Here is a 26,042-nt window from a genome sequence, read left to right as displayed (position 1 = left end):
AACGTTTTTATGCGTTCGTCATATGCTAACAGTAAAGTCTGTGTAGGTAAGGAGGGATGTTTATGCGGCTTGAACGCTTAAACTACAATAAAATTAAAATATTCCTCACATTTGACGATTTAGTCGAGCGCGGTTTAACGAAAGAAGATTTATGGAAAGATACGTTCAAAGTGCATGAGCTATTTCGTGATATGATTGAGGAAGCAAGTGAAGAGCTCGGCTTTGAAATTAACGGGTCGGTCGCTGTGGAAGTGTACTCTTTACCGGCACAGGGGATGGTTGTCATCGTAACGAGCGAAGGTGAGATGACAGATGAGGAAGATGAGTTTAGCGATGATTATATTGAAATGCAAGTCACGCTAGATGAAAGCGATGATATATTTTTCGAATTTCAAACGTTTGAAGATGTCATTCAGTTAGCGACGCGTCTCTATTCGCTCGGTTGCCATGGTGGCTCGCTTTACAGTTATGAAGGACGCTTTTATTTACATTTTGCTGAATCTGTCATTCAAACAGATAACTTTGTTGCCATTTTGGCTGAATATGGTAGTCCGTCCACATTAACGATTTATCGTGTCGAAGAGTACGGGAAAAAATTGATCGCAAATGAAGCGATCGCCCACATATATCAATACTTTGTGAAAAAATAACCTTCGCGTATAAGCGAAGGTTATTTTTAAAATGGATAAGGTGGTTCGCTTTCTTTTGACCATGCGCGGATGAAGTATTCGCGATTTTGAAACTTATGAAACGAATCATGATGAACAGTTGGAAATACACGTTCGACGGATAAATGTTGCGTACGGTGCACAAGCAACGCTTGCCGCACTTTTTTTGCTTCTTCATCTGTAAACGTGAAGACGATATCAATGTTTTCAATCGGATCACCGTAGCGATCCGGACGACCGACGACAGTCACGTAATAGAGCTGTTCTACGATATGATCCATTGCTTTGACCGCTTGATACGTTGCCCGTTGAATCGCTTGATGGTCTCGATGACCGGAAATGCCGTGTGGCGGAAACGTAACGACAACGGACGGTTTATACTGTTCAATGATATGACAAATCGAATCGACAAGTTGTTCTTCATATTCAGGCAGCTTTCCATCTGGATATGTACCAGTAATGACATGATCGACGCCTAAAATAGCTGTTGCCTGTTCTAATTCTTTTTTACGTACGTGAGGTAATTCTTCTTTTGTACAAACCGGTGGATTCCCACATTTTCCTGCATCGCCAAGCGTCGCGCTATATACAATGGTTTCTACATCTTCACGTTTCGCTAATGAAGCAAGCAACCCTCCAACAGTAAACGTTTCGTCATCCGGATGTGCAAAGCAAAATAAAATTCGTTTTTTCATTTTTTCGCTCCTTTCTATCGGTACGTTCATTATATCGCTTTCGTATAATGATGTGAATGATCGATTTTTTGAAAACGATTACAAAAAATCGATAAAAACTTCTTTGCATATGCTCATAGAAGGTGTATACTATGACATGAAGGGCGGACAATATTTTACAAAAGGTCATGGGAGGTTTACAAATGGTAGCCGAAAAGCATACCAACGAAGAAAAACATGATGTCTTACGAGCGACGCAAATCGTCATACATAGAGCGCTTGAAAAGCTCGGATATCCTGAAGAAGTATACGAGCTGTTAAAAGAGCCGTTGCGCATGTTAACGGTGAAAATTCCGGTGCGCATGGACGATGGCTCAGTGAAAGTGTTTACTGGCTACCGTGCACAGCATAACGATGCGGTCGGTCCAACTAAAGGGGGTATTCGCTTTCACCCGAACGTAACAGAACGCGAAGTGAAAGCACTTTCCATTTGGATGAGTTTAAAATGTGGCATTGTCGATTTACCGTATGGTGGTGGAAAAGGCGGAATTGTATGTGATCCTCGTACGATGTCATTCCGCGAGTTAGAGAGACTCAGTCGTGGTTACGTTCGCGCCATTAGCCAAATCGTCGGTCCAACAAAAGATATTCCTGCGCCCGATGTGTTTACAAATTCACAAATTATGGCGTGGATGATGGATGAATATAGCCGCATTGATGAATTTAACTCACCGGGATTCATTACCGGAAAACCGCTTGTATTAGGTGGTTCACACGGTCGTGAAACGGCCACAGCCAAAGGGGTTACGATTTGTATTCGTGAAGCAGCGAAAAAGCGCGGCATTGACTTAAAAGGCGCGCGTGTTGTTGTGCAAGGATTTGGAAATGCTGGAAGCTATTTAGCGAAATTTATGCACGATGCGGGAGCAAAAGTGATCGGCATTTCTGATGCATACGGCGGTTTATATGATCCAAACGGTCTTGACATTGATTACTTATTAGATCGTCGCGACAGCTTTGGTACGGTGACGAAACTATTTAAAAATACAATTACAAATAAAGAGCTGCTTGAATTAGATTGTGACATTTTAGTTCCAGCAGCGATTGAAAATCAAATTACAGAAGAAAATGCGCACAACATTAAAGCGAAAATTGTCGTTGAAGCCGCAAACGGTCCGACGACATTAGAAGCGACAGAAATTTTAACAGAACGCGGAATTTTAATTGTTCCTGACGTCCTAGCAAGCGCTGGTGGAGTCACCGTTTCTTACTTTGAATGGGTACAAAACAACCAAGGATATTATTGGACGGAAGAAGAAGTGGAAGAAAAGCTTGAAAAAGTGATGGTCAAAGCGTTCAATAACGTATATGAAACGTCGCAAACACGTCGCGTTGATATGCGTTTAGCTGCATATATGGTCGGGGTGCGGAAAATGGCGGAAGCGTGCCGTTTCCGTGGCTGGATTTAATATTTGCACGAATGCGAAAAATCTCCTATCATTGTATGATAGGAGATTTTTCATTGAGGTGAGCGTCAAGTGAAAAAAGAACAAATCATTATTGTTGGTGGAGGACCGTGTGGATTAGCTGCTGCGATCGCATTGCAAAACGCGCACTTTTCACCGCTTGTCATTGAAAAAGGAAATATCGTGAATTCCATATACCACTATCCGACACATCAAACTTTTTTTAGTTCGAGTGACCGTTTAGAAATTGGTGGCGTGCCGTTTATTACAGAAAATCGAAAGCCGAAACGGAATCAAGCTCTTGCTTACTATCGTGAAGTGGTGACGCGGAAAAACATTCGCGTTCATGCGTTTGAAAAAGTAGAGCGTGTCACGAAGCAAGCGGATGGAACGTTCATCGTTGAAACGAGCAAAGATACGTACGAAGCAACGTATGTCGTTATTGCGACAGGATATTATGACAACCCAAACTATATGAACGTGCCTGGGGAACATTTGCCGAAAGTGACGCATTATTTTAAAGAAGCACATCCTTATTACAATACAGATTGCGTCGTCATTGGTGGAAAAAACTCAAGCGTCGATGCAGCATTAGAACTCGTGAAAGCAGGGGCGCGCGTCACCGTATTATATCGCGGCTCACAATATTCTTCGAGCATCAAACCGTGGATTTTGCCCGAATTTGACTCGCTTGTACGCCAAGGGGTCATTCAAATGGAATTTAACGCCCATGTGCAAGAAATTACGGAAGACGCGGTTATTTATCGCGTTGGCGATGAAGTGAAGTCAATCAAAAACGATTTCGTTTTTGCAATGACAGGATATCACCCTGATCATCATTTTTTAAAGAAAATGGGCGTTCATATCGATGCTGAAACAGGGCGGCCGATGTATCATCCAGAAACGATGGAAACGAATGTGGAAGGTATTTTTATTGCCGGTGTCATTGCCGCTGGAAATAACGCGAATGAAATTTTTATTGAAAACGGTCGCTTTCATGGCGATCTAATTGCTGCGTGTATCGCAAAAAGAGAGGGAAAAGTGTCCGAATAACTTTCGGACGCTTTTTTTTATTGTTTCTTTTTGTTAACTATCGTAAAATATGAGTTAACAAAAAGGAGGGAAGAGGATGAGAGGATTTTTTATTACAGGTACAGATACAGATGTAGGGAAAACATTTGTCACCACTTGTATGTTGCGCACCCTGATCGATAAACGTATACGTGCAACGGCTTATAAACCTGTTCAAAGCGGAGCGCAATGGAAAGAGGGAAAATGGATTGCACCTGATGTGGACATGTATCGAAAAATCATCGATGTCACCGATGAAGAAGGATGTACATATGTATTGAAAACCCCTTGTTCTCCGCATTTAGCTGCTCGAATCGATGGGGTAACTATAGAGCCGGAACGGATTGTGGCGCATATGCAAAAGCTGCAACAAACGTATGATTTCGTGCTTGTCGAAGGGGCGGGAGGAATTGCTGTTCCGATCGTTGACGAATCATTTCTCGTTGCTCATTTAGCTCAATTGTTATCGCTTCCGCTCATTATCGTTGCGCGAGCGAGCGTCGGAACGATTAACCATACGGTGTTAACGGTACAATATGTGAAAGCGTTTCGTTTGCGCATTGCTGGCATTATCATGAACGGCTTTTCTACACCGAAAAATGAAATCGAACAAGACAACATACGGATGATTGAAACGATGACAGGTGTTCCGGTGATTGGTGAAATTCCACATATGCCGAACGTTTCTTATAGTGACATTGTATGGAGAAAGGAATGGTGGCAATGAACGAGTGGGTCGAAAAAAGCAAAACATACTTATGGTTGCCGTTTACGCAAATGAAAGATTATGAACAACATCCGCTCGTCATTGAAAGCGGGGAAGGAATTTTTTTAACAGATGTGAACGGAAAAACGTATTATGATGGATATTCATCACTTTGGCTCAACGTGCATGGACATCGCAAAAAAGAAATTGATGATGCGATTCGCGCCCAACTTGAGCAAATTGCCCATTCGACGCTTTTAGGTGCAGCGAATATTCCTGCGATTGCATTGGCAGAAAAATTAATTGAATGGACGCCAAGTCATTTGACGCGCGTGTTTTATTCAGATAGCGGAGCGGAAGCTGTAGAAATTGCGCTCAAAATCGCCTTTCAATATTGGCGAAACATCGGAGAACATAAAAAACAAAAATTTGTCACATTGACAAATGGGTATCACGGAGATACAGTCGGCGCCATTAGCGTCGGGGCGATTGATCTTTTTCATACCGTATATGAACCGCTCATGTTTACAAGCTATAAAGCGCCGTTTCCGCTCGTCTATCGCCATCCGAGCAACGATCCAAACGTTGTGCGCGATGAAGCGTTGCACGCATTAGAAACGTTACTCGCCGAACGTCATGAAGAAATTGCTGCGATCATTGTAGAAGGGATGATTCAAGGAGCGGGCGGCATGCATATTATGCCAGCGGGGTATTTAAAAGGAGTTGAACAATTATGCCGCCGTTATGACATCTTATTCATTGTCGATGAAGTGGCCACTGGATTTGGACGAACGGGAAAACGATTTGCCATTGAACATGAAGACGTGAAACCGGATATCATGACCGTTGCAAAAGGAATTACAGGTGGCTATTTGCCGATTGCCGCTACGTTGACGACCGAAACGATTTATGAGGCGTTTTATGGCGATTATACGGAGTTTAAAACGTTTTTTCATGGACATTCTTATACAGGAAATCAGCTTGGCTGTGCCGCTGCTTTAGCAAATATACAAATTTTTGAGCGCGAGCGACTCATTGAACAAATAGAGCAAAAAGCTACATTCGTTGCCGAACAGCTCGCATCTTTTACTGAACTGAATCATGTCGGTGATGTGCGACAGCTTGGGCTCATGTGCGGCATCGAGCTTGTGCGCGATCGACATACACATGAACCGTATCCGTGGACGGAACGGATGGGATATAAAACAACGTTAAAAATGAGAGAAAAAGGGATGTTAACACGTCCGCTTGGCGATGTGATCGTCTTCATGCCGCCGTTAGCGAGTACGTTTGAGCAGTTAGAGGCGATGATTGCGATCATGAAAGAGGCGATTATTGAAACGACAGAAAAAAGGGGCTAATTGTCAGCCCCTTATATTTCACCATATATAGGTTCAGGATTTTGAAGTTTCTCTACTTTCTCTTCAATCCCATTTTGCGCATTAATAAAAATGCGGTACGTGTCATCTCCGAGTGTTCCTAAAAACTCATAGCAAAGCACTTCTTGATTCATATTGTTCATAATGATCGCTTTTCTTTCTTCCATAATGGCGACATTTGGGTTCATTTTTTTTCGTGCTTGTTCAATAGAAATAGATGGTTTTGGAATCTTCCGTTCGCGTTTCGACGATAAGTAATCGCGAGCGGAAAAGCCGATAATGTTTCCATCGTCTAATGCGATCTTCATTTTAATGGATTCAGGGTAAATACGAACGCCATCTTTTGCTGTGACGAATGTGAGAACAGCGACATGATCATATTGTGTGCTTTCGTACAATTCGAAGTTGTTAAATTTATGTTGTTTTAAAAACTGAAGCCCGCGCATCGTTGCTTCATTTAAACTAATGTTTTGTTTATTGACGGGACGGTTTTCAATGACCCAAATCGGATATCCTCCTTTTTCGGTAATATCCATATACGTTTCACTTTTTGTTTTCGGATGTTTAATCGTTACACTATAAAAAGCATCGCTTGCTCCTTCTCCGCTATGAACGACTTGTATGTCCTCATTTCCTTTTAAACCGAGAAACGTTTTTGCAATTTGTTTTGCTTCTTCTTTTGTAATCTTTTTCCCAGAAATATGTTCAAACCCTTTCGTCCTCTTTTCGATGCTTGTAAACGACGGACCGAAGTCGGTTTCGTTATAAGATTGAACGTTTTTCTCTACGGTTTGAAATCCATCAATAATGGTGTTGTCATTTGGGCGATTGTTTGTCGCCAGCGCTAATTCGACATCCATCCAACGCAAGTTATTTTCTAATACGAGATGCTGTACATTTCGCAACTCTTGTTGAATGTCAGCAGATTTTTTATATAGTTGTTGCAACGTTTTATATTCTTCAGCGTTCAATGGCTGTTTATCTAAATCGCGAATAGCTGCACGATAGCTGAATGAGCCAATATTAGACAAAAACTCTTCTGTTTTATTGAACGGTAAAAGTGAGAGCGGAAGTTGTCCGACTGTCGCATGTGCTTCTGACGCAAGACGCCACACTTCCGCAAGTGCTGGTGACAGCGATTGGCGGGAATTCATTGCAAGTGTTGTTCCAATTTGATCATGAAGTAAGTCGATTTGATATGTTAAATCATGAAATGCGCGTTGATAATTGTTTTCTGCATGAATTAAAATCGCATTTTTTTGTTGATGCTCGCGATATCCCCAGTAGGCTGTGCCAGCAATGCCGATCGATAGTGCTCCAATAAGTAAAATTCGTAGCAAAAAACTCCCCTCCTATTTACAAAAAATATGTTTTCCAATTCGTTTAATTTGCGGACGGCTCCAAATCCACCCGTTTGTCGCTGTATGTGGATTAAAATAATATAACGCTCCACTTGATGGATCCCATCCGTTTAAGGCATCAAGTACCGCTTTGCGAGACGTTTCGTTTGGGGTGAGCCAAATTTGTCCGTCTGCGACAGCTGTAAACGCTCCTGGCTCAAAAATAACGCCTGCGACGGTGTTCGGAAACGAAGGGCTATTGATGCGATTTAAAATGACTGCGGCAACAGCCACTTGTCCGATATATGGTTCCCCGCGTGCTTCACCGTGTACAGCGTTTGCCATAAGCTGTATATCATTTTGTGAGAATCCGTTTGGAACGTTTACTGCAGCGGATTTGACGCGCTTTACAGCCATTTGTTTTGTATTTGTCGCTTTTGTAGCAGTGGCTTGATTTTTTGTTTTTGTTTTACGTGCTTTCACTTGTTTGCTTAACGGAACGCCGCCGTAATGAGTAAACGTATTTCCTTTTCGCAAATTGTTATGAACAAATGATTTGTAATATTTTGATGCGCGTACGAGTTTTTGCTTCGTCGTTTCTCCTGCTAACCCATCGACAGGCAATTTAAATTTGTATTGAAAGTTTCTTAGCGCCCAATACGTTCGCCAACCGAACACTCCATCAATTTTCCCTCTGTAAAAGCCGAGATATTGCAATCGTGCTTGTAGTTCAATCACATCATCGCCGACAGCTCCGCGTTGGATGACTTGTTTGGAAAACGCGTGCGTCTGCGATGTATAACTAAATGAAAAAATCAAAAATAAACAAATGAACCATTTGCGCATTGTGACTCCTCCCTTGATGTGTAAACAATACCTTTTGACGCTATTTTTTGTCACAATAACGTTTTTATACATAAGAAAAGCGAAAGGACTTGCATAAATAAAAAAAGCCAAGCGTTACGCCTGGCTTGATGATTGGGTCATCTCGATCGTCATCCCTCTCGCAAGTTTGACTTTTCGCAAAGCGAGCCACCATAAAAAAATCATAAATGGGAGCATGTAATATATCCAACGTTCTTGCGTTAATAAAATATAGTCGTATATGCCGTGAAATAAAAACGGAAGGAGAAAAGATAACCATATATAGTTTTTTTCTTTTTTAGGTAAACCGAATTTTGCCCTTCCTAAGTAAAAACCCATGATGACACCAAACAACGCATGGCTTGATACAGGTAAAAGGGCGCGAGTAACCGCAAATTCAACACCATTTGCAAATAAATATAAAATGTTTTCAAGCGTAGCAAATCCGAGCGATACACTTACTCCGTAAACGATGCCGTCATATGGTTCGTTAAATTCCCGATGGTCATAAATCGCATAGTAAAACACAAACCATTTAAAAAACTCTTCTAGCAAACTTGTTGACAAAAACGCTTCAACAAAGGCGTTGGGGAGCATATGCTCAACTTTTAACACGTGTTGAATAAACATGAGTGGAAACACTAAAAACGTACCGTATAAAAACATGCGCAAAACGAGTGATAACGGTTCCGTTTCGTATTCATCTTTTAAATAAAAATAACTGAGCAGCGCTAATCCGGGAGCAATCCCTGCAGAAATAATAGCCCACATCATTTTTTCCTCGTTCCCAATTCTTTTCTTTTCATTTTGATGGTATCATGTTATTGTCAAATTGAAAATGCTATGAGGTGTATTTTTCAATAAAGAAAGAACTGTTTTTAGCGAGGGAGGTTTATACGTTGATTAAAATTGGAGTGCCGTTAATGCTTGAACCGAAATATAGTGAAAAAATAGAAAATTATAAATGTAAAGTGGCAGAAATGGGAAATGGGAAAATTTATATTGATTATCCGATTGATATGAGCACGAATCGCACTGCATTTTTGCTCGACGGAACGCAATTAAAAGTAAGTTTTGTCGGGGAAGATGAAGCGGTTTATGCGTTTGAAGCAGAAGTGTTAGGTCGAACAAAGCGCAATATTCCGCTTCTTATTTTGTCATATCCTGGAGATGAGCATCTTATTCGTATTCAACGTCGTCAGTTTTTACGTGTCGATGCGATTGTAGATGTTGCTGTTCATCCGCTCAATGACGAATTCGCCCCGTTTACGACCGTTACAAGTGATATCAGTGCGGGTGGTGCAGCCATTGTATTGCCAAACAATGAAACAGGAGTAAAACATGGGATGACGATTGACATTTGGCTCGTGCTCCATATGCGTTCAGGAGATTATCACTATTTACATTTTCCTGCGCGCGTTGTTCGCATTTTTGAAGAAAATGTTTTAAAAGCCTCTTTAGAATTTTTGGAAGTGAACGATGTAGATCGTCTGACATTGATTCGTTACAGCTTTGAAAAACAGCTGAAAACGAGGAAAAAAGAACAGTTGGACGCATAAATATAGCCGTTTTCTCCCATAATAAAAATAAAAAAATTAGCGAGGGAGAAACGAATGAAGAAGATTGAACGAATGTTATGGAAGCTAGCGATCATTCAATTTATTTTTTTATTTATTGCTCAGTTTGTCGTTTCTTATTCGTCCATTGCTCCTTATATTGTGAAAGTCATTCGTTACGAAGGGGTAATGAAAAATTCCGCTACGAAAACGATTGAAACATTCGACCAACGATAAACGGTATGATACAATATAAGAAGCAGGAGTGTTCCTGCTTTTTTGTTGAAAACAAAACGATGTATAGGAGGCAGTATGGAAAAGAAAATTTCGATCGCGATTGACGGACCGGCAGCTGCTGGAAAAAGCACGGTCGCGAAACGGTTAGCTGAAGCATTATCTTACGTTTATATTGATACAGGAGCGATGTATCGCGCCTTAACATATTGCGCTCTTCAGCGCGGAGTAGATGTTCATAATGAAAAACAATTAATGAACGTCCTTCATGATACATATATTGAATTAAAGCCGTCTCCAATCGGACAGCTTGTATTGGCAAACGGTGAAGATGTAACGGAGGCCATTCGAAAAAACGATGTGACAAACAACGTATCGTATGTCGCTAAACATCCGGCAGTGCGAGAAGAAATGGTGAAACGCCAACGTGAGCTAGGGCAGCATGGCGGTGTTGTGATGGACGGTCGCGATATTGGTACGCACGTGTTGCCACACGCTGAAGTAAAAATTTTTTTGCTCGCTTCTGTGGAAGAACGGGCAAAACGTCGTCATGAAGAAAACGTGGCACGTGGCATCCCTTCTAATTTAGAGCAACTCAAAGAAGAAATTGCTCAGCGTGATCGAATTGACTCTGAACGTAGCGTCGCTCCGTTAAAAAAAGCAGAAGACGCTATTGAAATTGATACAACATCGCTATCCATTGATGAAGTTGTTGATCGCATTATGCGCATTGTCCAAGAAAGGGTGAAGGGGTAGTGAGTTTTTACACGTTTGCCCGCGCGCTTGTGAAACAAGTGCTTACTCCACTTTATCGTATTGAAGTTAGTGGAGTCGAACATATTCCAAAAGAAGGTGCGGTTATCATTTGTGCGAATCATATTAGCAACTTAGATCCGCCGGTTGTTGGTATTACATGTCCGCGCCCGGTTCATTTTATGGCAAAAGAAGAACTGTTTCGCACCCCTATTGTTAAACAACTCGTCTCTCGCCTACATGCGTTTCCCGTTCGTCGCGGAATGGGTGATCGCGAAGCGTTGCGAACAGGATTAGCTTTATTAAAAGAGAAACATGTACTCGGGTTATTTCCTGAAGGAACACGAAGTAAGGATGGAAAGTTGAAAAAAGGGCTAGCCGGGGCAGGATTTTTTGCATTGCGTAGCGATGCGGTTGTCGTGCCTTGTGCGATTGTCGGTCCTTATCGTATTGGAAAAAAATTAAAAGTTGTATACGGTGCCCCAATTGACTTTACACCATGGCGAGAAAGAAAAGCGAGTGCCGATGAAGTGACGGCCGTGATTATGGAACATATTCAACAACTTTTACATGAACATCAATAGTTAGGACTTGACAAAATGAATGTTTTAATACAGATTAGTAAAAAAGGAAGTTTTTTCTTTGTGTCAAATGGACGAGCATATTGTTGTTCGCCCATTGAACATATATTTCTGTCGTCGAGCAGGTGTGGAGTGTAAGGAGGTATTCACTATGGAAGAGATGAATCAAGTCGATGTGCGCGTCTATGAAGTAGGCGACACAGTGAAAGGTCAAGTAACGAAAGTAGAAGACAAACAAGTGCTCATTGATGTGGAAGGAAGCAAGCTTGTCGGCATTATCCCGATCAGCGAGCTATCAAGTCTTCATATCGAAAAAGCAAGCGATGTTCTGTCAGTCGGAGATGCAGTCGTCGCCAAAGTGAAAAAAGTAGAAGATGAAGCGCTTATTTTATCGAAAAAGGCAGCAGATGCAGAACAAGCATGGGAAGTGCTTGAGCAAAAGCTTGCAAGCGGTGAAACGTTTGATGTAGTCGTGAAAGATATTGTAAAAGGCGGGCTCGTTGCGGATGTCGGTGTTCGCGCATTTATCCCGGCGTCGCTTGTGGAAAAAGATTTTGTCGAGGATTTCTCAGACTATAAAGGACGTACATTAACTGTAAAAGTAGTTGAGCTCGATCGAGAAAAAAATCGCGTTGTTTTATCACATCGGGCGGTTGTAGAAGAAGAAGAGGCGGCGAAAAAGAAAGCTACATTACAGTCGATTCAAGTTGGTCAAGTGCTTGAAGGAACAGTCGTGCGCATGACGAACTTCGGCGTATTCGTCAATATCGGCGAGGTTGATGGTCTCGTACATATTTCTCAACTTGCCCATACGCGTGTAGATCATCCGTCAGACGTTGTAAAAGAAGGCGATGTCGTCAAAGTAAAAGTGCTTGCGATTGATGAAGAAAGCGGTCGCGTTTCTTTGTCTGTTAAAGCAGCATTGCCAGCTCCTTGGGATGGAATTGAACAAAAAATAAAAGAAGGCGATGTATTAGAAGGTACAGTGAAACGTTTAGCTCCATTTGGAGCATTCGTTGAAGTATTGCCGGGCGTTGAAGGGCTCGTTCATATTTCGCAAATTTCAACAAAGCATATCGGCACGCCACATGAAGTGCTAAAAGAAGGCGATATCGTCAAAGTAAAAGTGCTTGCAGTAAGCGAACAAGAAAAACGATTATCGTTAAGCATTCGTGAATTGCTTGAAGAAGATGTAGAAGAAGACTATCGTGAATATACAACTTCAACAGAGACGACGACAGGATTTCAAATTGGTGAAGTCATCGGAGAACAGTTAAAAAAATTAAAATAAACGGTGATGGCAGTGGAACGTGCAAAACGAAAACTACAACATATTGAATATGCGCTCTCAACGGGGCAACGTCGCTTGCACGGGTTTGAAGATATTACGTTTGTGCATAATAGCTTGCCGAATATTTCCACTGCTCATATCGACTTACAAACAAAAATCGGCGAACTTTCTTTCCGTTCGCCGATTTTTATTAATGCGATGACAGGTGGCGGAGGCGAAGAAACGACAAAAATTAACGAGCAGCTCGCTTATGTTGCGAACGAATGCGGCATTGCGATGGCTGTTGGTTCACAAATGGCCGCTTTAAAAGATGAACGAGAGCGACAATCGTTTACAATTATTCGTCAAGTCAATAAACGTGGCATTGTATTTGCCAACTTAGGTAGCGAAGCAACGGTTGAACAAGCAAAACGAGCGATCGATATGATCGAGGCGAATGCCCTTCAAATTCATTTAAACGTCGTTCAAGAGCTCGTTATGCCTGAAGGCGATCGCAATTTTTGTGGAGCTCTTTCACGCATTGAACAAATTGTGTCTGCTGTTGATGTACCTGTTATCGTAAAAGAAGTCGGATTTGGAATGAGTAAAGAAACGGCGCGACAGTTAGAAAACGTAGGGGTATGTGCCGTTGATGTCGGAGGTTTTGGAGGCACAAATTTTGCGCAAATTGAAAACAAGCGACGCGAAAAACAGCTCGCTTATTTTAACGAGTGGGGAATCACGACGACGGCATCTATTGCGGAAGTAGCAGCGGAAGTTCAACGCATTCGTATTATTGGAAGCGGAGGGGTGCAAAATGCGCTTGATGTGGCGAAATGTATTGCACTCGGCGCTTCCGCGGTAGGAATGGCTGGCTATATGTTGCGCCTTCTGATCGAGCAAGGAGTGGAAGCGTTAATTGCCGAAATTCATCAGTTGCACGAAGATTTAACACTCATCATGACCGCGCTTGGCACTCGAACGATTGCTGATTTGCAAAACGTTCCGCTCGTCGTGACGGGAGCAACATATCATTGGTTGCGGGAGCGTGGCATTGAAACGACCCGATATAGCCAACGATAACGGAAAAAAGGTGTCCGAGAAAACGAGGACACCTTTTCCTATGTTTATATTTACTGTTCTGTTTTTGTACTTCCTTTAAAATTTTTTGCTGGATCTCGATCGGACTCGACGCGACGCGATTGCTTTAATTTTTTTTCTTGGCGATCTTTCCCCATTTTCATCCCTCCTTAGTCCTTTATTTTCTCCATTCCCTTTTTTCGCATACAAAGATTAAATTTTTAAAAATAAGACATAATGGAAAGTGGAGGTGTTATGGTTGGAAGGAGGTTATTTTTATTGGCTTTCTTGGTTTTTATGGATTGTTTATACGTTTTTCGCTCCGAAAAATCATGTTCGTTTACGCATTTGCCTATATAGTTTATTGTTAATTACGCTATCTGTGTATGAGATAACGATTTATTCGTTTCACATTTCATTGGCTTACATACTGATGTTGATTGTTAGTTACTCTTTTGTCATGAAACAAACAGGAACAGCATTTATTTATTTTTCCTTTGCCAGTGCGAGTGTCACGATGTTGTATGCTGCGTTTCATTTTTTATTATTGTTCGATCCGGTTTGGGTGTTTGCTGAAGCGACATGGTTGCTTGCATTTGCGCTTTTGTTTGCTTCATTTGCGCTATATCGATCATTTTATGAACGTTTACTTGTTTTGACGGTCGGATGCTGTCAAGGTGATTTTTTGTATGCGTTTGTGTTAAAACAATTTTCTTTTCCACATTCGATTGGTTCCCTTTCCTTTTTAGATGGATGGGCGTTAGCAACCGTATGTTTATTTTTATGGAAATGGCTCGAACAGTTACCGATATATATCGATGCACGATTTCAAAAGCGAGCAAAGGAGGCTAATACGTGAACGAATATACGTATCCCATTTTATTTGGTGTAACCGTTGGTGTGTTAACGAGATTATACTTATTAAAAACAGATTATCGCCAATATCCGACATATTTACATGGGAAAATTATTCATATTGCTTTAGGTTTTATTGCTGCAGGGCTTGGGACGATTGCAGTGCCTGCCATTATGGAAAAAGAGTTTGCTGCCATTACATTTTTAGCACTCGCCGCCTCACAGTTTCGCGATGTGCGCAATATGGAGCGAAATACGTTAAATGAGCTTGATCAGTATGAACTCGTCCCACGCGGAAAAACGTATATTGAAGGAATTGCGATTGTTTTTGAAGGAAGAAACTATTTAGTTATTTTCGCGTCATTCTTAAGCACGTTCGCTTATTTAGTTTGGAATATATGGCTTGGAATTGTTGCGGCAGCGATTGCCTTTATCGTTGCTCGTAAACTGATGTCTGGTAGCCGGCTCGGCGATATTGTTGACGTAGAATACGTGAAGCCGCATTTCAAAGGAGCGGGATTATACGTTGACAATATTTATATTATGAACATCGGTTTAGAAGCGCGGCGAGAAGAAATTTTACGGTATGGCATGGGATTTATTTTAAAACCGAAAAACTTTAACGCTCGCTCAACAATTGCTAATCTCGGACAACGTCAAGCGATTTTACACGACATTTCAACGGCATTAGGCGTATACCGCGATTCAGGCACACCGGCGCTTGTGCCGCTTGCGAAACGCGATTTAGATGATGGGCGAGTTGGTATTTTTATTTTGCCTCAAGAAAAAGATGTTGAAAAAGCAAAAGCGATCATTCGCAATGTACCGACGTTAGAAAATGCGATTCGCATGCCGACGAAATCTGAAACGAATCAAGCGGGGAGGGTGTTACGATGACTGTAGAAAAAATGATTTTAGCGGTCATTACAACGTCGCCACATAAAGTAGCTGGTGGCGTCACGTTCGTTTGTGAAAACGATGAAGAAATGCAACGAATCGCAGCGAATTTAGAAGCGATTTTAGACGGGATTGCCCATGCGCTAAGCGACGATTTGCTCATTATTGTGAAACATTGATTTTTTTGATAAAATGGGAAAGCTAGACCCTTCAGTCGAAGGGCTTCTTTTTTGTTCGGGTTTCGAATTTTAGTGAAGGAGTGTGAGAATATGACGAAACCAGTTGTAGCAATCGTTGGTCGTCCAAACGTCGGAAAGTCGACGATTTTTAACCGCATTGTCGGGGAACGCATTTCGATTGTAGAAGATATACCGGGAGTGACACGCGACCGAATTTATAGTAGCGCAGAATGGTTAAATACAACGTTTAACATTATTGATACAGGCGGCATTGACATTGGTGATGAGCCGCTATTAACGCAAATTCGTCAACAAGCGGAAATTGCGATCGATGAAGCGGATGTGATCATCTTCATGACAAATGGTCGGGACGGTGTCACAGCAGCAGATGAAGAAGTGGCGAAAATTTTATATCGTTCCAATAAGCCAGTCGTTTTGGCGGTAAACAAAATTGATAATCCAGACATGCGTGAAAACATTTACGATTTTTATACGCTTGGATTCGGAGAGCCGATTCCGATTTCCGGTACGCATGGATTAGGGATCGGAGATTTGTTAGATGCCGTCGTTGCCCATTTTCCAAAGCGCGAAACGGAACAATACGACGCGGATGTCATTAAGTTTTGTTTAATTGGTCGTCCAAATGTCGGGAAATCCTCGCTTGTGAACGCCATTTTAGGTGAAGAACGGGTCATTGTGAGCGATATGGCAGGAACGACGCGCGATGCGATCGATACGACATTTAAGCGCGACGGGCAAGAATATGTCATTATTGATACAGCAGGGATGCGCAAAAGAGGAAAAGTGTATGAAAGCACCGAAAAATATAGTGTGTTGCGCGCGTTAAAAGCGATTGAGCGCTCCGATGTTGTGCTTGTCGTCATTAACGCAGAAGAAGGAATTATTGAACAAGATAAAAAAATTGCAGGATATGCGCATGAAGCGGGTCGTGGTGTCGTGATCGTTGTGAATAAATGGGACGCGATTGAAAAAGATGAAAAGACGATGAACGAATTTGAGAAAAAAATTCGTGATCATTTCCAATTTCTAGACTATGCACCTATTGTATTCGTATCTGCGAAAACGAAACAACGATTGCACAAGTTACTTCCAGTCATTCAAATGGTTAGTGAAAATCACGCGATGCGCGTTCAAACGAACGTATTAAATGAAGTGCTAATGGATGCAGTGGCGATGAATCCGACACCAACGCATAACGGACAACGATTAAAAATTTATTACATGACGCAAGTAGCGGTAAAGCCACCAACGTTCGTTGTATTCGTCAACGATCCGGAATTGATGCATTTCTCATACGAACGCTTTTTAGAAAACCGAATTCGCGATATGTTCGGATTTGAAGGAACGCCAATTAAAATTATTGCACGCCCACGAAATTAAGGGGGGATAACATGGTTACTGTATTAGGTGCAGGTAGTTGGGGCACAGCTTTAGCGATCGTTCTTGCTGATAACGGACATCACGTTCGGCTATGGGGACAACGGCAAGAACAAATAGATGAAATAAATGAAAAACATACGAACGAAAAATATTTGCCGAATATTCATCTCCCTGAGGCGATTGTTGGTTATACCGATCTTGCCCAAGCGCTTGAAGGGGTTGAAACAGTTGTATTAGCCGTTCCAACAAAAGCGATTCGCGAAGTGTTGCAGCGTGTTCGTACGTGCTTGAAACAGCCAATTACAATCGTCTCCGTTAGTAAAGGAATTGAACCGGATACACATAAACGCATTTCAGAAATTATTGAAGAAGAAATGGCAGAACAATTGAAAGATATCGTCGTTTTATCAGGTCCAAGTCATGCGGAGGAAGTGAGTTTACGCCATCCAACGACCGTGACGGTGTCATCGAAAAACATGGAAGCAGCCGAACGCATTCAAGATTTATTTATGAATCATCAATATTTCCGCGTATATACAAACCCGGATTTAATTGGCGTAGAAATTGGCGGGGCGTTAAAAAATATTATTGCGCTAGCTGCTGGAATTACGGATGGGCTTGGTTATGGGGATAATGCAAAAGCAGCACTTATGACGCGCGGACTTGCGGAAATGGCTCGTCTCGGTAGCCGTCTCGGTGCCAATCCGCTCACATTTGCAGGGTTGACTGGAATCGGTGATTTAATTGTTACGTGTACAAGCGTCCATTCACGTAACTGGCGTGCGGGCAATTTGCTTGGAAAAGGATATGCGCTTGATGATGTGCTAGCAAATATGGGAATGGTCGTTGAAGGTGTGCGAACGACAAAAGCGGCCTATCAGCTAGCGAAAAAAATGAATGTGGACATGCCGATTACAAATGCACTTTACGATGTTTTGTTTAACGGAAAAGATGTGAAAAGTGCAGTCGATTCGCTTATGGCGCGCGGGAAAACGTCAGAACTTGAAGATTTAGCGAACATTTCGTTATAATTTTCTTTGAAATAGGCATGTGAAGAGAGCTTTGTTATGTATGTTGCATACAATGCTATGAAAACATTCTCAGACTCGAATGGATGGTGCATGTTTAGTCATCGTCTGAAGTAAAGAAGCCCCGCTTTACTTCAGCTTTTTTATGCAGCAATTAAGAGAAAGCGAGGGAGAGGAATGTCACCAGGTCTTTTAAAAATGTGGATTTCGTTAACAGGAATCGGTTTAATGTTTATTGCTGTATTTTCGATTTATTTTAGTCGATATAAGGTGAAACATAAGGCGGTAAAAATCGTTTTAGCGACGATTGCATACATAAGTATGATCATCGCTGGCCTTATTATTGTATTTGTCGTATTTAGCGGGCCGGTGCAAGAATAGAAGGATGGATGAATGATGAAAAAGTGGCTATTTTTCGTAATGATCGTTGTCGTGTCCGTATCATTATCTGGGTGTTTATATCCGCAAGAGCGGCTAACGCAAAACCAAATTCCATATAAAGAACAAGTCGAACGTGTTCAACAAGCAGTCAATGAATATCGGCAAGCGACAGGCGGTTTGTTACCTATTAAAACGCGAGATATGTCTACGCCCATTTATCAAAAATATCCGATTGATTTCAATTTACTTGTGCCGCGATATATGGCTGAACCACCGGGCAATGCGTTTGAAAGCGGTGGCGTATATCAATACGTTCTTGTCGATGTAGAAACAAATCCGACGGTAAAATTGCTAGATTTGCGTGCGGCGGAAGCCATTCGCGATTTGAAGTTGCGCATTCGCATGTATCAAGACGCCCATGGTTATCCGCCGTTTAAAGACATGCTCGCTAAAGGGGTATTTACGCTTGATTATAAAAAACTTCGTTTAGACGCCCCGCCTCACGTCGTGAGCCCATACTCGGGGAAAAACCTTCCGCTCATTATTGACGGAAAGGGAGAAATTTATATCGACTACCGTATGGATTTGTATGAAAAATTGCAATCAGAAGCGCATCACTATCGCTATGGAGATGATATTCGCGACTTGCTTGTCAAACATTCGCTTTTTGTTCCTGCTTATTCCCTTCCCTACACGATTGATGAAAAGAAAAAAGAACCTATTTTTCTTGTGAAATAAGTCATGATCCTTTCTCTAAGCAAATACATTTTAGAGAAGGGATTTTTTTAGTCATAAACAATTAGGACAACGACATATGCATATAGTGTCCTCATATGTTTTAAATATAAGGGAGGGAAGGCAGTTGGAAAAGGTCGATCTTTTTAAAGATATTGCTGAACGAACAGGCGGAGATATTTATTTAGGAGTGGTCGGCGCCGTTCGAACAGGCAAATCAACATTTATTAAAAAGTTTATGGAACTTGTTGTCATTCCGAATATTCAAAACGAAGCAGATAAAGCTCGGGCGCAAGATGAACTGCCACAAAGCGCAGCAGGAAAAACAATTATGACGACAGAGCCAAAGTTTGTTCCAAATCAAGCGGTAAAAGTAAAAGTAGACGATGGATTAGAAGTCAATATTCGCCTCGTTGATTGTGTCGGCTATACCGTACAAGGGGCAAAAGGATTTGAAGATGAAAATGGGCCACGCATGATTCATACGCCGTGGTATGAAGAACCAATTCCATTTCAAGAAGCCGCTGAAATTGGTACGCGCAAAGTCATTCAAGAGCATTCGACGATCGGTGTTGTCATCACAACGGATGGCTCGATTGGAGAAATTCCGCGCGAAAACTATGTGGAAGCGGAAGAACGTGTGGTCAATGAATTAAAAGAAGTGGGTAAGCCGTTTATTATGATTATTAATACCGTTCGTCCACAACATCCGGAAACAGAAACATTGAAGCAACAATTAAGTGAAAAATACGATATTCCAGTATTAGCGTTAAGTGTCGAAGGAATGCGTGAAGCGGATGTGTACCAAGTGCTTCGTGAAGCATTGTATGAATTCCCGGTGTTAGAGGTGAATGTGAATTTACCGAACTGGGTCATGGTTTTGCGCGAAAATCATTGGCTGCGTGAAAGCTATCAAGAGGCGGTGCGCGATACAGTAAAAGATATTAAACGCTTGCGTGATGTTGATCGCGTCGTTCAACAATTTAGTGAGTACGATTTTATTGATGAAGCTCGTTTGGCTGGCATTGAAATGGGGCAAGGGATTGCGGAAATTGATTTATATGCCCCAGACGAACTGTACGATCAAATTTTAAAAGAAGTTGTCGGCGTAGAAATTCGCGGGAAAGATCATTTGTTGCAATTAATGCAAGATTTCGCTTATGCGAAGGCAGAATACGACCAAATTGCCGATGCGCTCCGCATGGTGAAACAAACTGGCTATGGCATTGCTGCTCCATCACTTTCTGATATGAGCTTAGATGAACCGGAAATTATTCGCCAAGGATCACGTTTTGGTGTGCGCTTAAAAGCGGTAGCACCTTCTATTCATATGATTAAAGTCGATGTCGAATCGGAGTTTGCACCGATCATCGGAACAGAAAAACAAAGCGAAGAACTCGTCCGTTACTTAATGCAAGATTTTGAGGACGATCCGCTTTCGATTTGGAACTCAGATATATTTGGCCGCTCGCTCAGTTCGATCGTTCGTGAAGGCATTCAAGCAAAGCTTGCTCTCATGCCTGAAAATGCGCGTTATAAATTAAAAGAGACGTTAGAGCGCATCATCAATGAAGGATCCGGTGGACTCATTGCCATCATCTTATAAAAAGACTCCATTTGGGGTCTTTTTTGCTTTTAGGCGAAAATTTTCTCTTGCAGTGAAAAAGAGCAATATGATAATCTTTATTCAGAAAATGTTAGGCTCCTTGGAGAATAATAGGCAAATTGCATGATTTTGCTGAAAAAATGTTGAATTATGAGCAAGAATCAGTTAATATAAGGCGTGTTAATGTATAGAAACAATAGAAAGTGTAAACAACTGAAAGTAATGTATAATACATACGATTTGGGAGGAGGTGAATGGCATGAACAAAACGGAATTAATTAATGCGGTAGCTGAAGCAAGCGGTCTTTCTAAAAAAGATGCATCTAAAGCAGTTGATGCTGTTTTTGACGCGATTACAGAAGCGCTTAAAAACGGTGATAAAGTGCAATTAATCGGTTTTGGTAACTTCGAAGTGCGTGAGCGTGCGGCGCGCAAAGGACGCAACCCGCAAACAGGAGAAGAAATCGAAATTGCTGCAAGCAAAGTTCCTGCTTTCAAACCTGGGAAAGCGTTAAAAGATGCTGTAAAGTAAGAAATTACATACAGCCAAGAGGTAGCCGGTTGCGAGCTACCTCTTCTTTTTTGCCTTTTTTCATCTTTATATGCTAGAATCGGATTACGTGAAGTTGAATGCTAGGAGGATGCAACAAATGAATGTAGAACAAATCGAACAGGCGGTCCGTTTAATTTTAGAAGCGATTGGCGAAGATCCGAATCGCGAAGGGTTGCTCGATACACCGAAGCGAGTGGCGAAAATGTATGCAGAAGTGTTTTCAGGCTTGAATGAAGATCCAAAAATACATTTGCAAACGGTGTTTAGTGAAGATCATGAAGAGCTTGTCCTCGTCAAAGATATTCCGTTTTATTCTATGTGTGAACATCATCTCGTTCCGTTTTTCGGTGTGGCTCATGTCGCATACATTCCGCGTGGCGGCAAAGTGACAGGGTTAAGCAAACTCGCGCGAACAGTCGAAACAGTGGCGCGACGTCCGCAGTTGCAAGAACGAATTACAGCAACGGTAGCTGATGCGATTATGGAAACGCTCGAGCCGCATGGAGTGATGGTTGTTGTTGAGGCAGAACATATGTGCATGACGATGCGCGGCGTGAAAAAACCAGGAGCGAAAACGGTCACAACTGCTGTGCGTGGAACGCTTGCAACAGATGAGAAAGCACGTGCTGAAATATTAGCGCTTATTAAGTAGGAGGGATCATGATGCAAGGAGATTATGTCGTCATTAAAGCGTTAGAGGACGGAGTGAACGTCATTGGATTGACACGCGGTTCAGATACGCGTTTCCATCATTCAGAAAAGCTTGATCAAGGAGAAGTGCTTATTGCGCAATTTACAGAGCATACATCAGCGATCAAAGTGCGCGGAAAAGCGCTTATTCAAACGCAGCACGGTGAAATTCAATCTGATGCGAAAAATCATCGTTAACGTAAAGGCAGTTTATGATATAATAAAGTTTGAGTTTTTGGGAAGCAAGGGTGATGAGTCATGGATATGCAACAGCAAATGGAACAAGTACGAACGCGCATTCAACGGGCAATTGCCCATTCGTATGTCGATCGCTATATACAACCACGCATCGTAGATGAAGATCGCATATCGTTTGCTCTTTCTATGCTACGTTCGGCTCAAGTGGACGCAAACATCGCACTCGATTATGTGTTTGCCATGATGCTCATTCAGCTCGCCCTTGACACCCATGATGAAATAGATGAGCAACAAACGATGCAACAAAAGCAATTAACAGTGCTAGCAGGAGATTTGTATAGCGGATTGTATTACGAGTTTTTAGCGCGACGACGTGACATTTCACTCATTCGTCGCTTTGCTGAAGCGATTAAAGAGATCAATATACAAAAAATCCGTTTACAGCAACTATCTCCGAACGATCTCGAGCGCTTTCATTGCATCGGTGTCATCGAGTCCGCCTTGCTTTGTAAGCTTGCAGAGCATGTTCATGCTGACGAATGGGGAGAATTAGCATATTACTTGTTCTCACTAAAGCGCATGCATCGTGATGGAGCGAAATCAGGAGCGTCAATGGATTATATCGACCACTGTAAGCGGAAACTACAAGATCTTCTTCCGTTTCATATAGATGAAGAGGTAAAAGAGCGGTTTTCTCATCTCCTCGCTTGATTTCAGTTGAAAGAAGGGGATTTTTATGCAACAGTCGAAAGAAGAACGTGTTCATCGCGTATTTGAAAAAATTTCAGATCATTATGATCGTATGAACTCAGTCATTAGCTTTAAACGTCATGTCGCATGGCGAAAAGATACGATGAGACGAATGAATGTACAAAAAGGAGCGAAAGCGCTCGATGTCTGTTGTGGAACAGCAGATTGGACGATTGCGTTAGCGGAAGCGGTCGGGCCGAGCGGCGAAGTGTACGGGCTTGATTTTAGTCGCAATATGTTAAAAGTCGGAGAAGAAAAAGTGAAAGAACGAGGGTTTCAACATGTGACGCTCGTGCACGGAAATGCGATGAGCTTACCGTTTCCTGACAACACGTTCGACTATGTGACGATTGGTTTCGGATTGCGTAACGTTCCCGACTATATGACCGTATTAAAGGAAATGTATCGTGTCGCAAAGCCAGGCGGAAAAGTCGTTTGTTTAGAAACGTCACAACCAACGCTCATCGGTTTTCGACAACTGTACTATGCATATTTTCGTTACATCATGCCTTTTTTTGGGAAAATTTTTGCAAAAAGTTATGAAGAATACTCATGGTTGCAAGAGTCGGCACGTGAATTTCCGGGAATGGACGAGCTAGCAGACATGTTTCGCCAAGCCGGTTTCGTACGCGTACAAGTGAAACCGTATACGTTCGGAGTGGCAGCGATGCATCTCGGATATAAACCTGATGGACGTTAAGGTGAATAGTGATGAAGCTAAAAGCGATGTATTCGTTTTTAAACGGAGATTTAAACCGAATTGAAGAACAACTAAAAATGACGGTGCAAACGTCTGATCCGCTCGTCAATGAAGCATCGTTACATTTGCTTGAGGCGGGCGGAAAGCGCATTCGTCCGGTTTTTGTTTTACTTGGTGGACAGTTTGGCACATATCATTTCGAGAAAATGAAACGGGTAGCTGTCGCTCTTGAACTTATTCATATGGCTTCTCTTGTCCATGACGATGTCATTGATGGCGCGATGTTGCGACGTGGAAAAGAGACGATTCAAGCGAAATGGGGCGACCAATTTGCCATGTACGTTGGGGACTATTTGTTCGCTCGAGCGCTTGAACAAATGTGTGAAATTGATGATCCGGTTGCCCATCATATTTTAGCGAAAACGATTGTCGAAGTATGTCGTGGGGAAATTGAACAAATTAGCGACAAATATCGCTTTGACCAAAATTTGCGTCGCTATTTACAACGAATCAAAAGAAAAACAGCTTTACTTATTGCGGCAAGCTGTCAGCTTGGCGCCGTCGTGGCAGGGGCGCCTGAAGCGGTTCATAAAAAGCTATACTGGTTTGGTTATTACGTTGGGATGTCTTTTCAAATTACAGACGATATTCTTGATTTTATCGGAACAGAAAAACAGCTCGGCAAACCAGCAGGCAGCGACTTATCGCAAGGAAATGTGACGCTCCCTGTTTTGTATGCGATGAAAGAGCAAGCAGTAAAAGAACAAATTATGCGAGTAAATGAACATACAACAAGTCATGAAATGGCGCACGTGATTGATGGGATTAAGCAAACAAACGCTATTGAGAAATCGTACGAACTCGGAGATCGTTACTTGCAAAAAGCGCTTCACACATTACAAAAGTTGCCACGCAACCGCGCTTGGACAGCATTGTATAACATTGCGAAATATATCGGAAAACGAAAATATTAGACGGATAAAAAGAAAAAATTAAATCGTTTTCATGGCGAATATTGCTAATTTTCATATAAGGTGATATAATTGCGGAGGAGTGAATTCCAATACATAACGTATCAGGGGTGGAGAATTCGTCATGGAAAGAACATTTCTAATGGTCAAACCAGATGGGGTACAACGCGGTGTCATTGGTGACATCGTTGCGCGTTTTGAGCGCAAAGGCTTTCAGCTTGTAGGTGCAAAGCTTATGCAAGTATCGCGCGAGCTTGCTGAACAACATTACGCAGAGCATAAGGAGCGCCCGTTTTTTGGTGAACTTGTTGAATTTATTACGTCCGGTCCAGTATTTGCGATGGTATGGGAAGGAGAAAATGTCATCGCTACAGCTCGTCAAATGATGGGCAAAACAAACCCGCAAGAAGCGTTGCCTGGTACAATTCGTGGCGACTTCGGTTTAACGGTCGGAAAAAATATTATTCACGGTTCTGACTCAAAAGAAAGCGCAGCGCGCGAAATTCAACTATTTTTCAAAGAAGAAGAGCTCGTTTCTTACAGCAAACTGATGAACGAGTGGATATACTAATAAAAAGGTAGGCATACGCCTATCTTTATTTTTTTATTCCTGTTTTTTCACATTTTCGTTATACTGTACTTATGAAAGAAAAGGAAGAGGAGTTTTTTGTATGAGTGATTATCAACAATTTATTGCAAACGTGAAACGAAAAACAGGCATTGATTTAGCGCTGTATAAAGAAGCGCAAATGAAGCGGCGCTTAACTTCCCTATACGAAAAAAAAGGATTTAAAAATTTCGACGAATTTTTTCGGGCGATGAATCATGATCAAGCGTTGTTTCATGAATTTTTAGATCGCATGACGATTAATGTATCTGAATTTTTCCGCAATGTGAAACGATGGGAAGTGCTTGAAAAAAAGATTATTCCAAAACTTCTTGAAAAAAATAAACGTTTAAAAGTATGGAGCGCTGCTTGCTCGACAGGAGAAGAGCCGTATACGTTGGCAATCATTTTGTCCAAATTTATGCCGTTATCGCAAGTCAGCGTGCTAGCGACTGACATTGATGATAACGCGATGGCTCGGGCGAAGCTCGGCATTTATATGGAACGTTCCCTTCAAGAAGTGCCAGAAGATGTGAAGAAAAAATTTTTTGTCAAAGAAGGATCTCATTACAAAATTATTGAAGACATTAAACGAACGGTCACATTTAAAAAACATAATTTGCTGGCCGACCCGTTTGATACAAATTTCGATTTAATCGTTTGCCGCAACGTGCTCATTTACTTTACGGAAGAAGCAAAACATGAATTGTATTTGAAATTTAATCGCGCTCTTCGTCCTGGAGGAATATTTTTTGTCGGTAGTACGGAACAAATTTTTAATCCGACTGCATACGGTTTTGAAGTGGAAGATACGTTTTTTTATCGAAAAATGTAGCCGCGGCCGAACTC

Annotated in this window: 32 protein-coding genes; 27 read left to right on the top strand and 5 right to left on the bottom strand. The window is 41.8% G+C overall.

Annotated elements, in window-relative coordinates; genetic code table 11:
* Positions 1-62 precede the first annotated feature (62 nt).
* The gene (locus AFK25_RS09055) at positions 63-650 is read left to right on the top strand and encodes a genetic competence negative regulator (RefSeq protein ID WP_009373715.1); all 588 of its coding nucleotides are present in this window, start codon (positions 63-65) and stop codon (positions 648-650) included.
* Between the two features lie 26 nt (positions 651-676).
* Here AFK25_RS09055 and AFK25_RS09050 read toward each other — a convergent pair whose 3' ends face one another.
* Positions 677-1,363, bottom strand: a complete 687-nt coding sequence (locus AFK25_RS09050) for a PIG-L deacetylase family protein (protein WP_009373713.1) — start codon at positions 1,361-1,363, stop codon at positions 677-679.
* 182 nt (positions 1,364-1,545) lie between these two features.
* On the opposite strand from AFK25_RS09050, the gene AFK25_RS09045 reads away from it, so the two are divergent.
* The 4 genes from AFK25_RS09045 to bioA all read left to right on the top strand — a co-directional run bounded on the left by AFK25_RS09045 (position 1,546) and on the right by bioA (position 5,946).
* Positions 1,546-2,811 carry a Glu/Leu/Phe/Val family dehydrogenase gene (locus AFK25_RS09045; RefSeq protein ID WP_006319394.1) on the top strand — a complete coding sequence of 422 codons (1,266 nt, stop codon included), beginning with the start codon at positions 1,546-1,548 and terminating at the stop codon, positions 2,809-2,811.
* 69 nt (positions 2,812-2,880) lie between these two features.
* Positions 2,881-3,861, top strand: coding sequence for a YpdA family putative bacillithiol disulfide reductase (locus tag AFK25_RS09040; RefSeq protein ID WP_009373711.1), 981 nt, complete (start codon positions 2,881-2,883; stop codon positions 3,859-3,861).
* A 76-nt stretch (positions 3,862-3,937) separates the two neighbouring features.
* Entirely contained in the window at positions 3,938-4,606 is a 669-nt protein-coding gene (bioD, locus tag AFK25_RS09035; RefSeq protein WP_019417638.1) for a dethiobiotin synthase, read from the top strand.
* Entirely contained in the window at positions 4,582-5,946 is a 1,365-nt protein-coding gene (bioA, locus tag AFK25_RS09030) for an adenosylmethionine--8-amino-7-oxononanoate transaminase (RefSeq protein ID WP_035066952.1), read from the top strand. Before bioD ends, bioA begins: the two co-directional genes overlap by 25 nt.
* An 11-nt stretch (positions 5,947-5,957) precedes the next feature.
* On the opposite strand, the gene ypeB is transcribed toward bioA, so the two are convergent.
* From ypeB to prsW, 3 genes are all read right to left on the bottom strand, one after another.
* On the bottom strand, positions 5,958-7,304 hold the full coding sequence (ypeB, locus tag AFK25_RS09025; RefSeq protein ID WP_019417636.1) for a germination protein YpeB: 1,347 nt from the start codon (positions 7,302-7,304) through the stop codon (positions 5,958-5,960).
* A 12-nt stretch (positions 7,305-7,316) separates the two neighbouring features.
* Positions 7,317-8,150, bottom strand: coding sequence for a spore cortex-lytic enzyme (gene sleB, locus AFK25_RS09020; protein ID WP_009373706.1), 834 nt, complete (start codon positions 8,148-8,150; stop codon positions 7,317-7,319).
* A gap of 114 nt (positions 8,151-8,264) precedes the next feature.
* Positions 8,265-8,939 (bottom strand): glutamic-type intramembrane protease PrsW, encoded by a 675-nt coding sequence (prsW, locus tag AFK25_RS09015; protein ID WP_019417634.1) that lies wholly within the window; start codon positions 8,937-8,939, stop codon positions 8,265-8,267.
* Positions 8,940-9,067: 128 nt separating this feature from the next.
* Between prsW and AFK25_RS09010 the strand changes: the two genes are divergently transcribed.
* The 6 genes from AFK25_RS09010 to fni all read left to right on the top strand — a co-directional run bounded on the left by AFK25_RS09010 (position 9,068) and on the right by fni (position 13,645).
* Positions 9,068-9,727 carry a flagellar brake protein gene (locus tag AFK25_RS09010; RefSeq protein WP_026011664.1) on the top strand — a complete coding sequence of 220 codons (660 nt, stop codon included), beginning with the start codon at positions 9,068-9,070 and terminating at the stop codon, positions 9,725-9,727.
* A 54-nt stretch (positions 9,728-9,781) separates the two neighbouring features.
* On the top strand, positions 9,782-9,961 hold the full coding sequence (locus AFK25_RS09005; RefSeq protein ID WP_019417632.1) for a YpfB family protein: 180 nt from the start codon (positions 9,782-9,784) through the stop codon (positions 9,959-9,961).
* Positions 9,962-10,036: 75 nt separating this feature from the next.
* Positions 10,037-10,714 carry a (d)CMP kinase gene (gene cmk, locus AFK25_RS09000; protein WP_019417631.1) on the top strand — a complete coding sequence of 226 codons (678 nt, stop codon included), beginning with the start codon at positions 10,037-10,039 and terminating at the stop codon, positions 10,712-10,714.
* On the top strand, positions 10,714-11,295 hold the full coding sequence (locus AFK25_RS08995; protein WP_009373701.1) for a lysophospholipid acyltransferase family protein: 582 nt from the start codon (positions 10,714-10,716) through the stop codon (positions 11,293-11,295). Before cmk ends, AFK25_RS08995 begins: the two co-directional genes overlap by 1 nt.
* Before the next feature lie 148 nt (positions 11,296-11,443).
* Positions 11,444-12,583 (top strand): 30S ribosomal protein S1, encoded by a 1,140-nt coding sequence (rpsA, locus tag AFK25_RS08990; protein WP_035066954.1) that lies wholly within the window; start codon positions 11,444-11,446, stop codon positions 12,581-12,583.
* A 12-nt stretch (positions 12,584-12,595) separates the two neighbouring features.
* Positions 12,596-13,645 carry a type 2 isopentenyl-diphosphate Delta-isomerase gene (fni, locus tag AFK25_RS08985; RefSeq protein WP_026011662.1) on the top strand — a complete coding sequence of 350 codons (1,050 nt, stop codon included), beginning with the start codon at positions 12,596-12,598 and terminating at the stop codon, positions 13,643-13,645.
* A 50-nt stretch (positions 13,646-13,695) separates the two neighbouring features.
* On the opposite strand, the gene AFK25_RS14830 is transcribed toward fni, so the two are convergent.
* The gene (locus AFK25_RS14830) at positions 13,696-13,800 is read right to left on the bottom strand and encodes a YpzI family protein (protein ID WP_009373698.1); all 105 of its coding nucleotides are present in this window, start codon (positions 13,798-13,800) and stop codon (positions 13,696-13,698) included.
* Between the two features lie 101 nt (positions 13,801-13,901).
* Between AFK25_RS14830 and AFK25_RS08980 the strand changes: the two genes are divergently transcribed.
* The 16 genes from AFK25_RS08980 to AFK25_RS08905 all read left to right on the top strand — a co-directional run bounded on the left by AFK25_RS08980 (position 13,902) and on the right by AFK25_RS08905 (position 26,028).
* Positions 13,902-14,501 carry a YphA family membrane protein gene (locus AFK25_RS08980; protein ID WP_035066963.1) on the top strand — a complete coding sequence of 200 codons (600 nt, stop codon included), beginning with the start codon at positions 13,902-13,904 and terminating at the stop codon, positions 14,499-14,501.
* Positions 14,498-15,394: a YIEGIA family protein gene (locus AFK25_RS08975; RefSeq protein ID WP_035066966.1), complete on the top strand. Its 897-nt coding sequence runs from the start codon at positions 14,498-14,500 to the stop codon at positions 15,392-15,394. Before AFK25_RS08980 ends, AFK25_RS08975 begins: the two co-directional genes overlap by 4 nt.
* Positions 15,391-15,573, top strand: a complete 183-nt coding sequence (locus AFK25_RS08970; RefSeq protein ID WP_006319423.1) for a capping complex subunit for YIEGIA — start codon at positions 15,391-15,393, stop codon at positions 15,571-15,573. Before AFK25_RS08975 ends, AFK25_RS08970 begins: the two co-directional genes overlap by 4 nt.
* 90 nt (positions 15,574-15,663) lie before the next feature.
* Positions 15,664-16,974 carry a ribosome biogenesis GTPase Der gene (gene der, locus AFK25_RS08965; protein ID WP_035066968.1) on the top strand — a complete coding sequence of 437 codons (1,311 nt, stop codon included), beginning with the start codon at positions 15,664-15,666 and terminating at the stop codon, positions 16,972-16,974.
* Between the two features lie 11 nt (positions 16,975-16,985).
* Positions 16,986-18,005, top strand: a complete 1,020-nt coding sequence (locus AFK25_RS08960) for an NAD(P)H-dependent glycerol-3-phosphate dehydrogenase (protein WP_035066969.1) — start codon at positions 16,986-16,988, stop codon at positions 18,003-18,005.
* Between the two features lie 174 nt (positions 18,006-18,179).
* Positions 18,180-18,383: a DUF2768 domain-containing protein gene (locus tag AFK25_RS08955; protein ID WP_009373693.1), complete on the top strand. Its 204-nt coding sequence runs from the start codon at positions 18,180-18,182 to the stop codon at positions 18,381-18,383.
* A gap of 15 nt (positions 18,384-18,398) precedes the next feature.
* Positions 18,399-19,121 carry a hypothetical protein gene (locus AFK25_RS08950; protein ID WP_035067060.1) on the top strand — a complete coding sequence of 241 codons (723 nt, stop codon included), beginning with the start codon at positions 18,399-18,401 and terminating at the stop codon, positions 19,119-19,121.
* A 124-nt stretch (positions 19,122-19,245) separates the two neighbouring features.
* Entirely contained in the window at positions 19,246-20,724 is a 1,479-nt protein-coding gene (gene spoIVA / locus AFK25_RS08945; RefSeq protein ID WP_009373691.1) for a stage IV sporulation protein A, read from the top strand.
* 259 nt (positions 20,725-20,983) lie between these two features.
* The gene (locus AFK25_RS08940; protein ID WP_003394524.1) at positions 20,984-21,256 is read left to right on the top strand and encodes an HU family DNA-binding protein; all 273 of its coding nucleotides are present in this window, start codon (positions 20,984-20,986) and stop codon (positions 21,254-21,256) included.
* A gap of 109 nt (positions 21,257-21,365) precedes the next feature.
* Positions 21,366-21,929 (top strand): GTP cyclohydrolase I FolE, encoded by a 564-nt coding sequence (gene folE / locus AFK25_RS08935; protein WP_026011659.1) that lies wholly within the window; start codon positions 21,366-21,368, stop codon positions 21,927-21,929.
* A gap of 8 nt (positions 21,930-21,937) precedes the next feature.
* A complete protein-coding gene (mtrB, locus tag AFK25_RS08930) occupies positions 21,938-22,165 on the top strand; it encodes a trp RNA-binding attenuation protein MtrB (protein ID WP_004889838.1) in 228 nt (75 codons plus the stop codon).
* Between the two features lie 60 nt (positions 22,166-22,225).
* The gene (locus AFK25_RS08925) at positions 22,226-22,876 is read left to right on the top strand and encodes a heptaprenyl diphosphate synthase component 1 (RefSeq protein ID WP_009373687.1); all 651 of its coding nucleotides are present in this window, start codon (positions 22,226-22,228) and stop codon (positions 22,874-22,876) included.
* A gap of 25 nt (positions 22,877-22,901) precedes the next feature.
* Positions 22,902-23,615 carry a demethylmenaquinone methyltransferase gene (locus AFK25_RS08920; RefSeq protein WP_009373686.1) on the top strand — a complete coding sequence of 238 codons (714 nt, stop codon included), beginning with the start codon at positions 22,902-22,904 and terminating at the stop codon, positions 23,613-23,615.
* An 11-nt stretch (positions 23,616-23,626) separates the two neighbouring features.
* The gene (gene hepT / locus AFK25_RS08915) at positions 23,627-24,589 is read left to right on the top strand and encodes a heptaprenyl diphosphate synthase component II (RefSeq protein ID WP_009373685.1); all 963 of its coding nucleotides are present in this window, start codon (positions 23,627-23,629) and stop codon (positions 24,587-24,589) included.
* Between the two features lie 121 nt (positions 24,590-24,710).
* Positions 24,711-25,157, top strand: coding sequence for a nucleoside-diphosphate kinase (ndk, locus tag AFK25_RS08910; RefSeq protein WP_009373682.1), 447 nt, complete (start codon positions 24,711-24,713; stop codon positions 25,155-25,157).
* A gap of 100 nt (positions 25,158-25,257) precedes the next feature.
* On the top strand, positions 25,258-26,028 hold the full coding sequence (locus AFK25_RS08905) for a CheR family methyltransferase (protein WP_009373681.1): 771 nt from the start codon (positions 25,258-25,260) through the stop codon (positions 26,026-26,028).
* The last annotated feature ends 14 nt before the right edge of the window (positions 26,029-26,042 follow it).

Source organism: Anoxybacillus gonensis (genome assembly GCF_001187595.1).
GTDB lineage: Bacteria > Bacillota > Bacilli > Bacillales > Anoxybacillaceae > Anoxybacillus > Anoxybacillus gonensis.
Note: the sequence above shows the minus strand (reverse complement) of the source record. Positions and strands in the feature narration are given on the sequence as shown.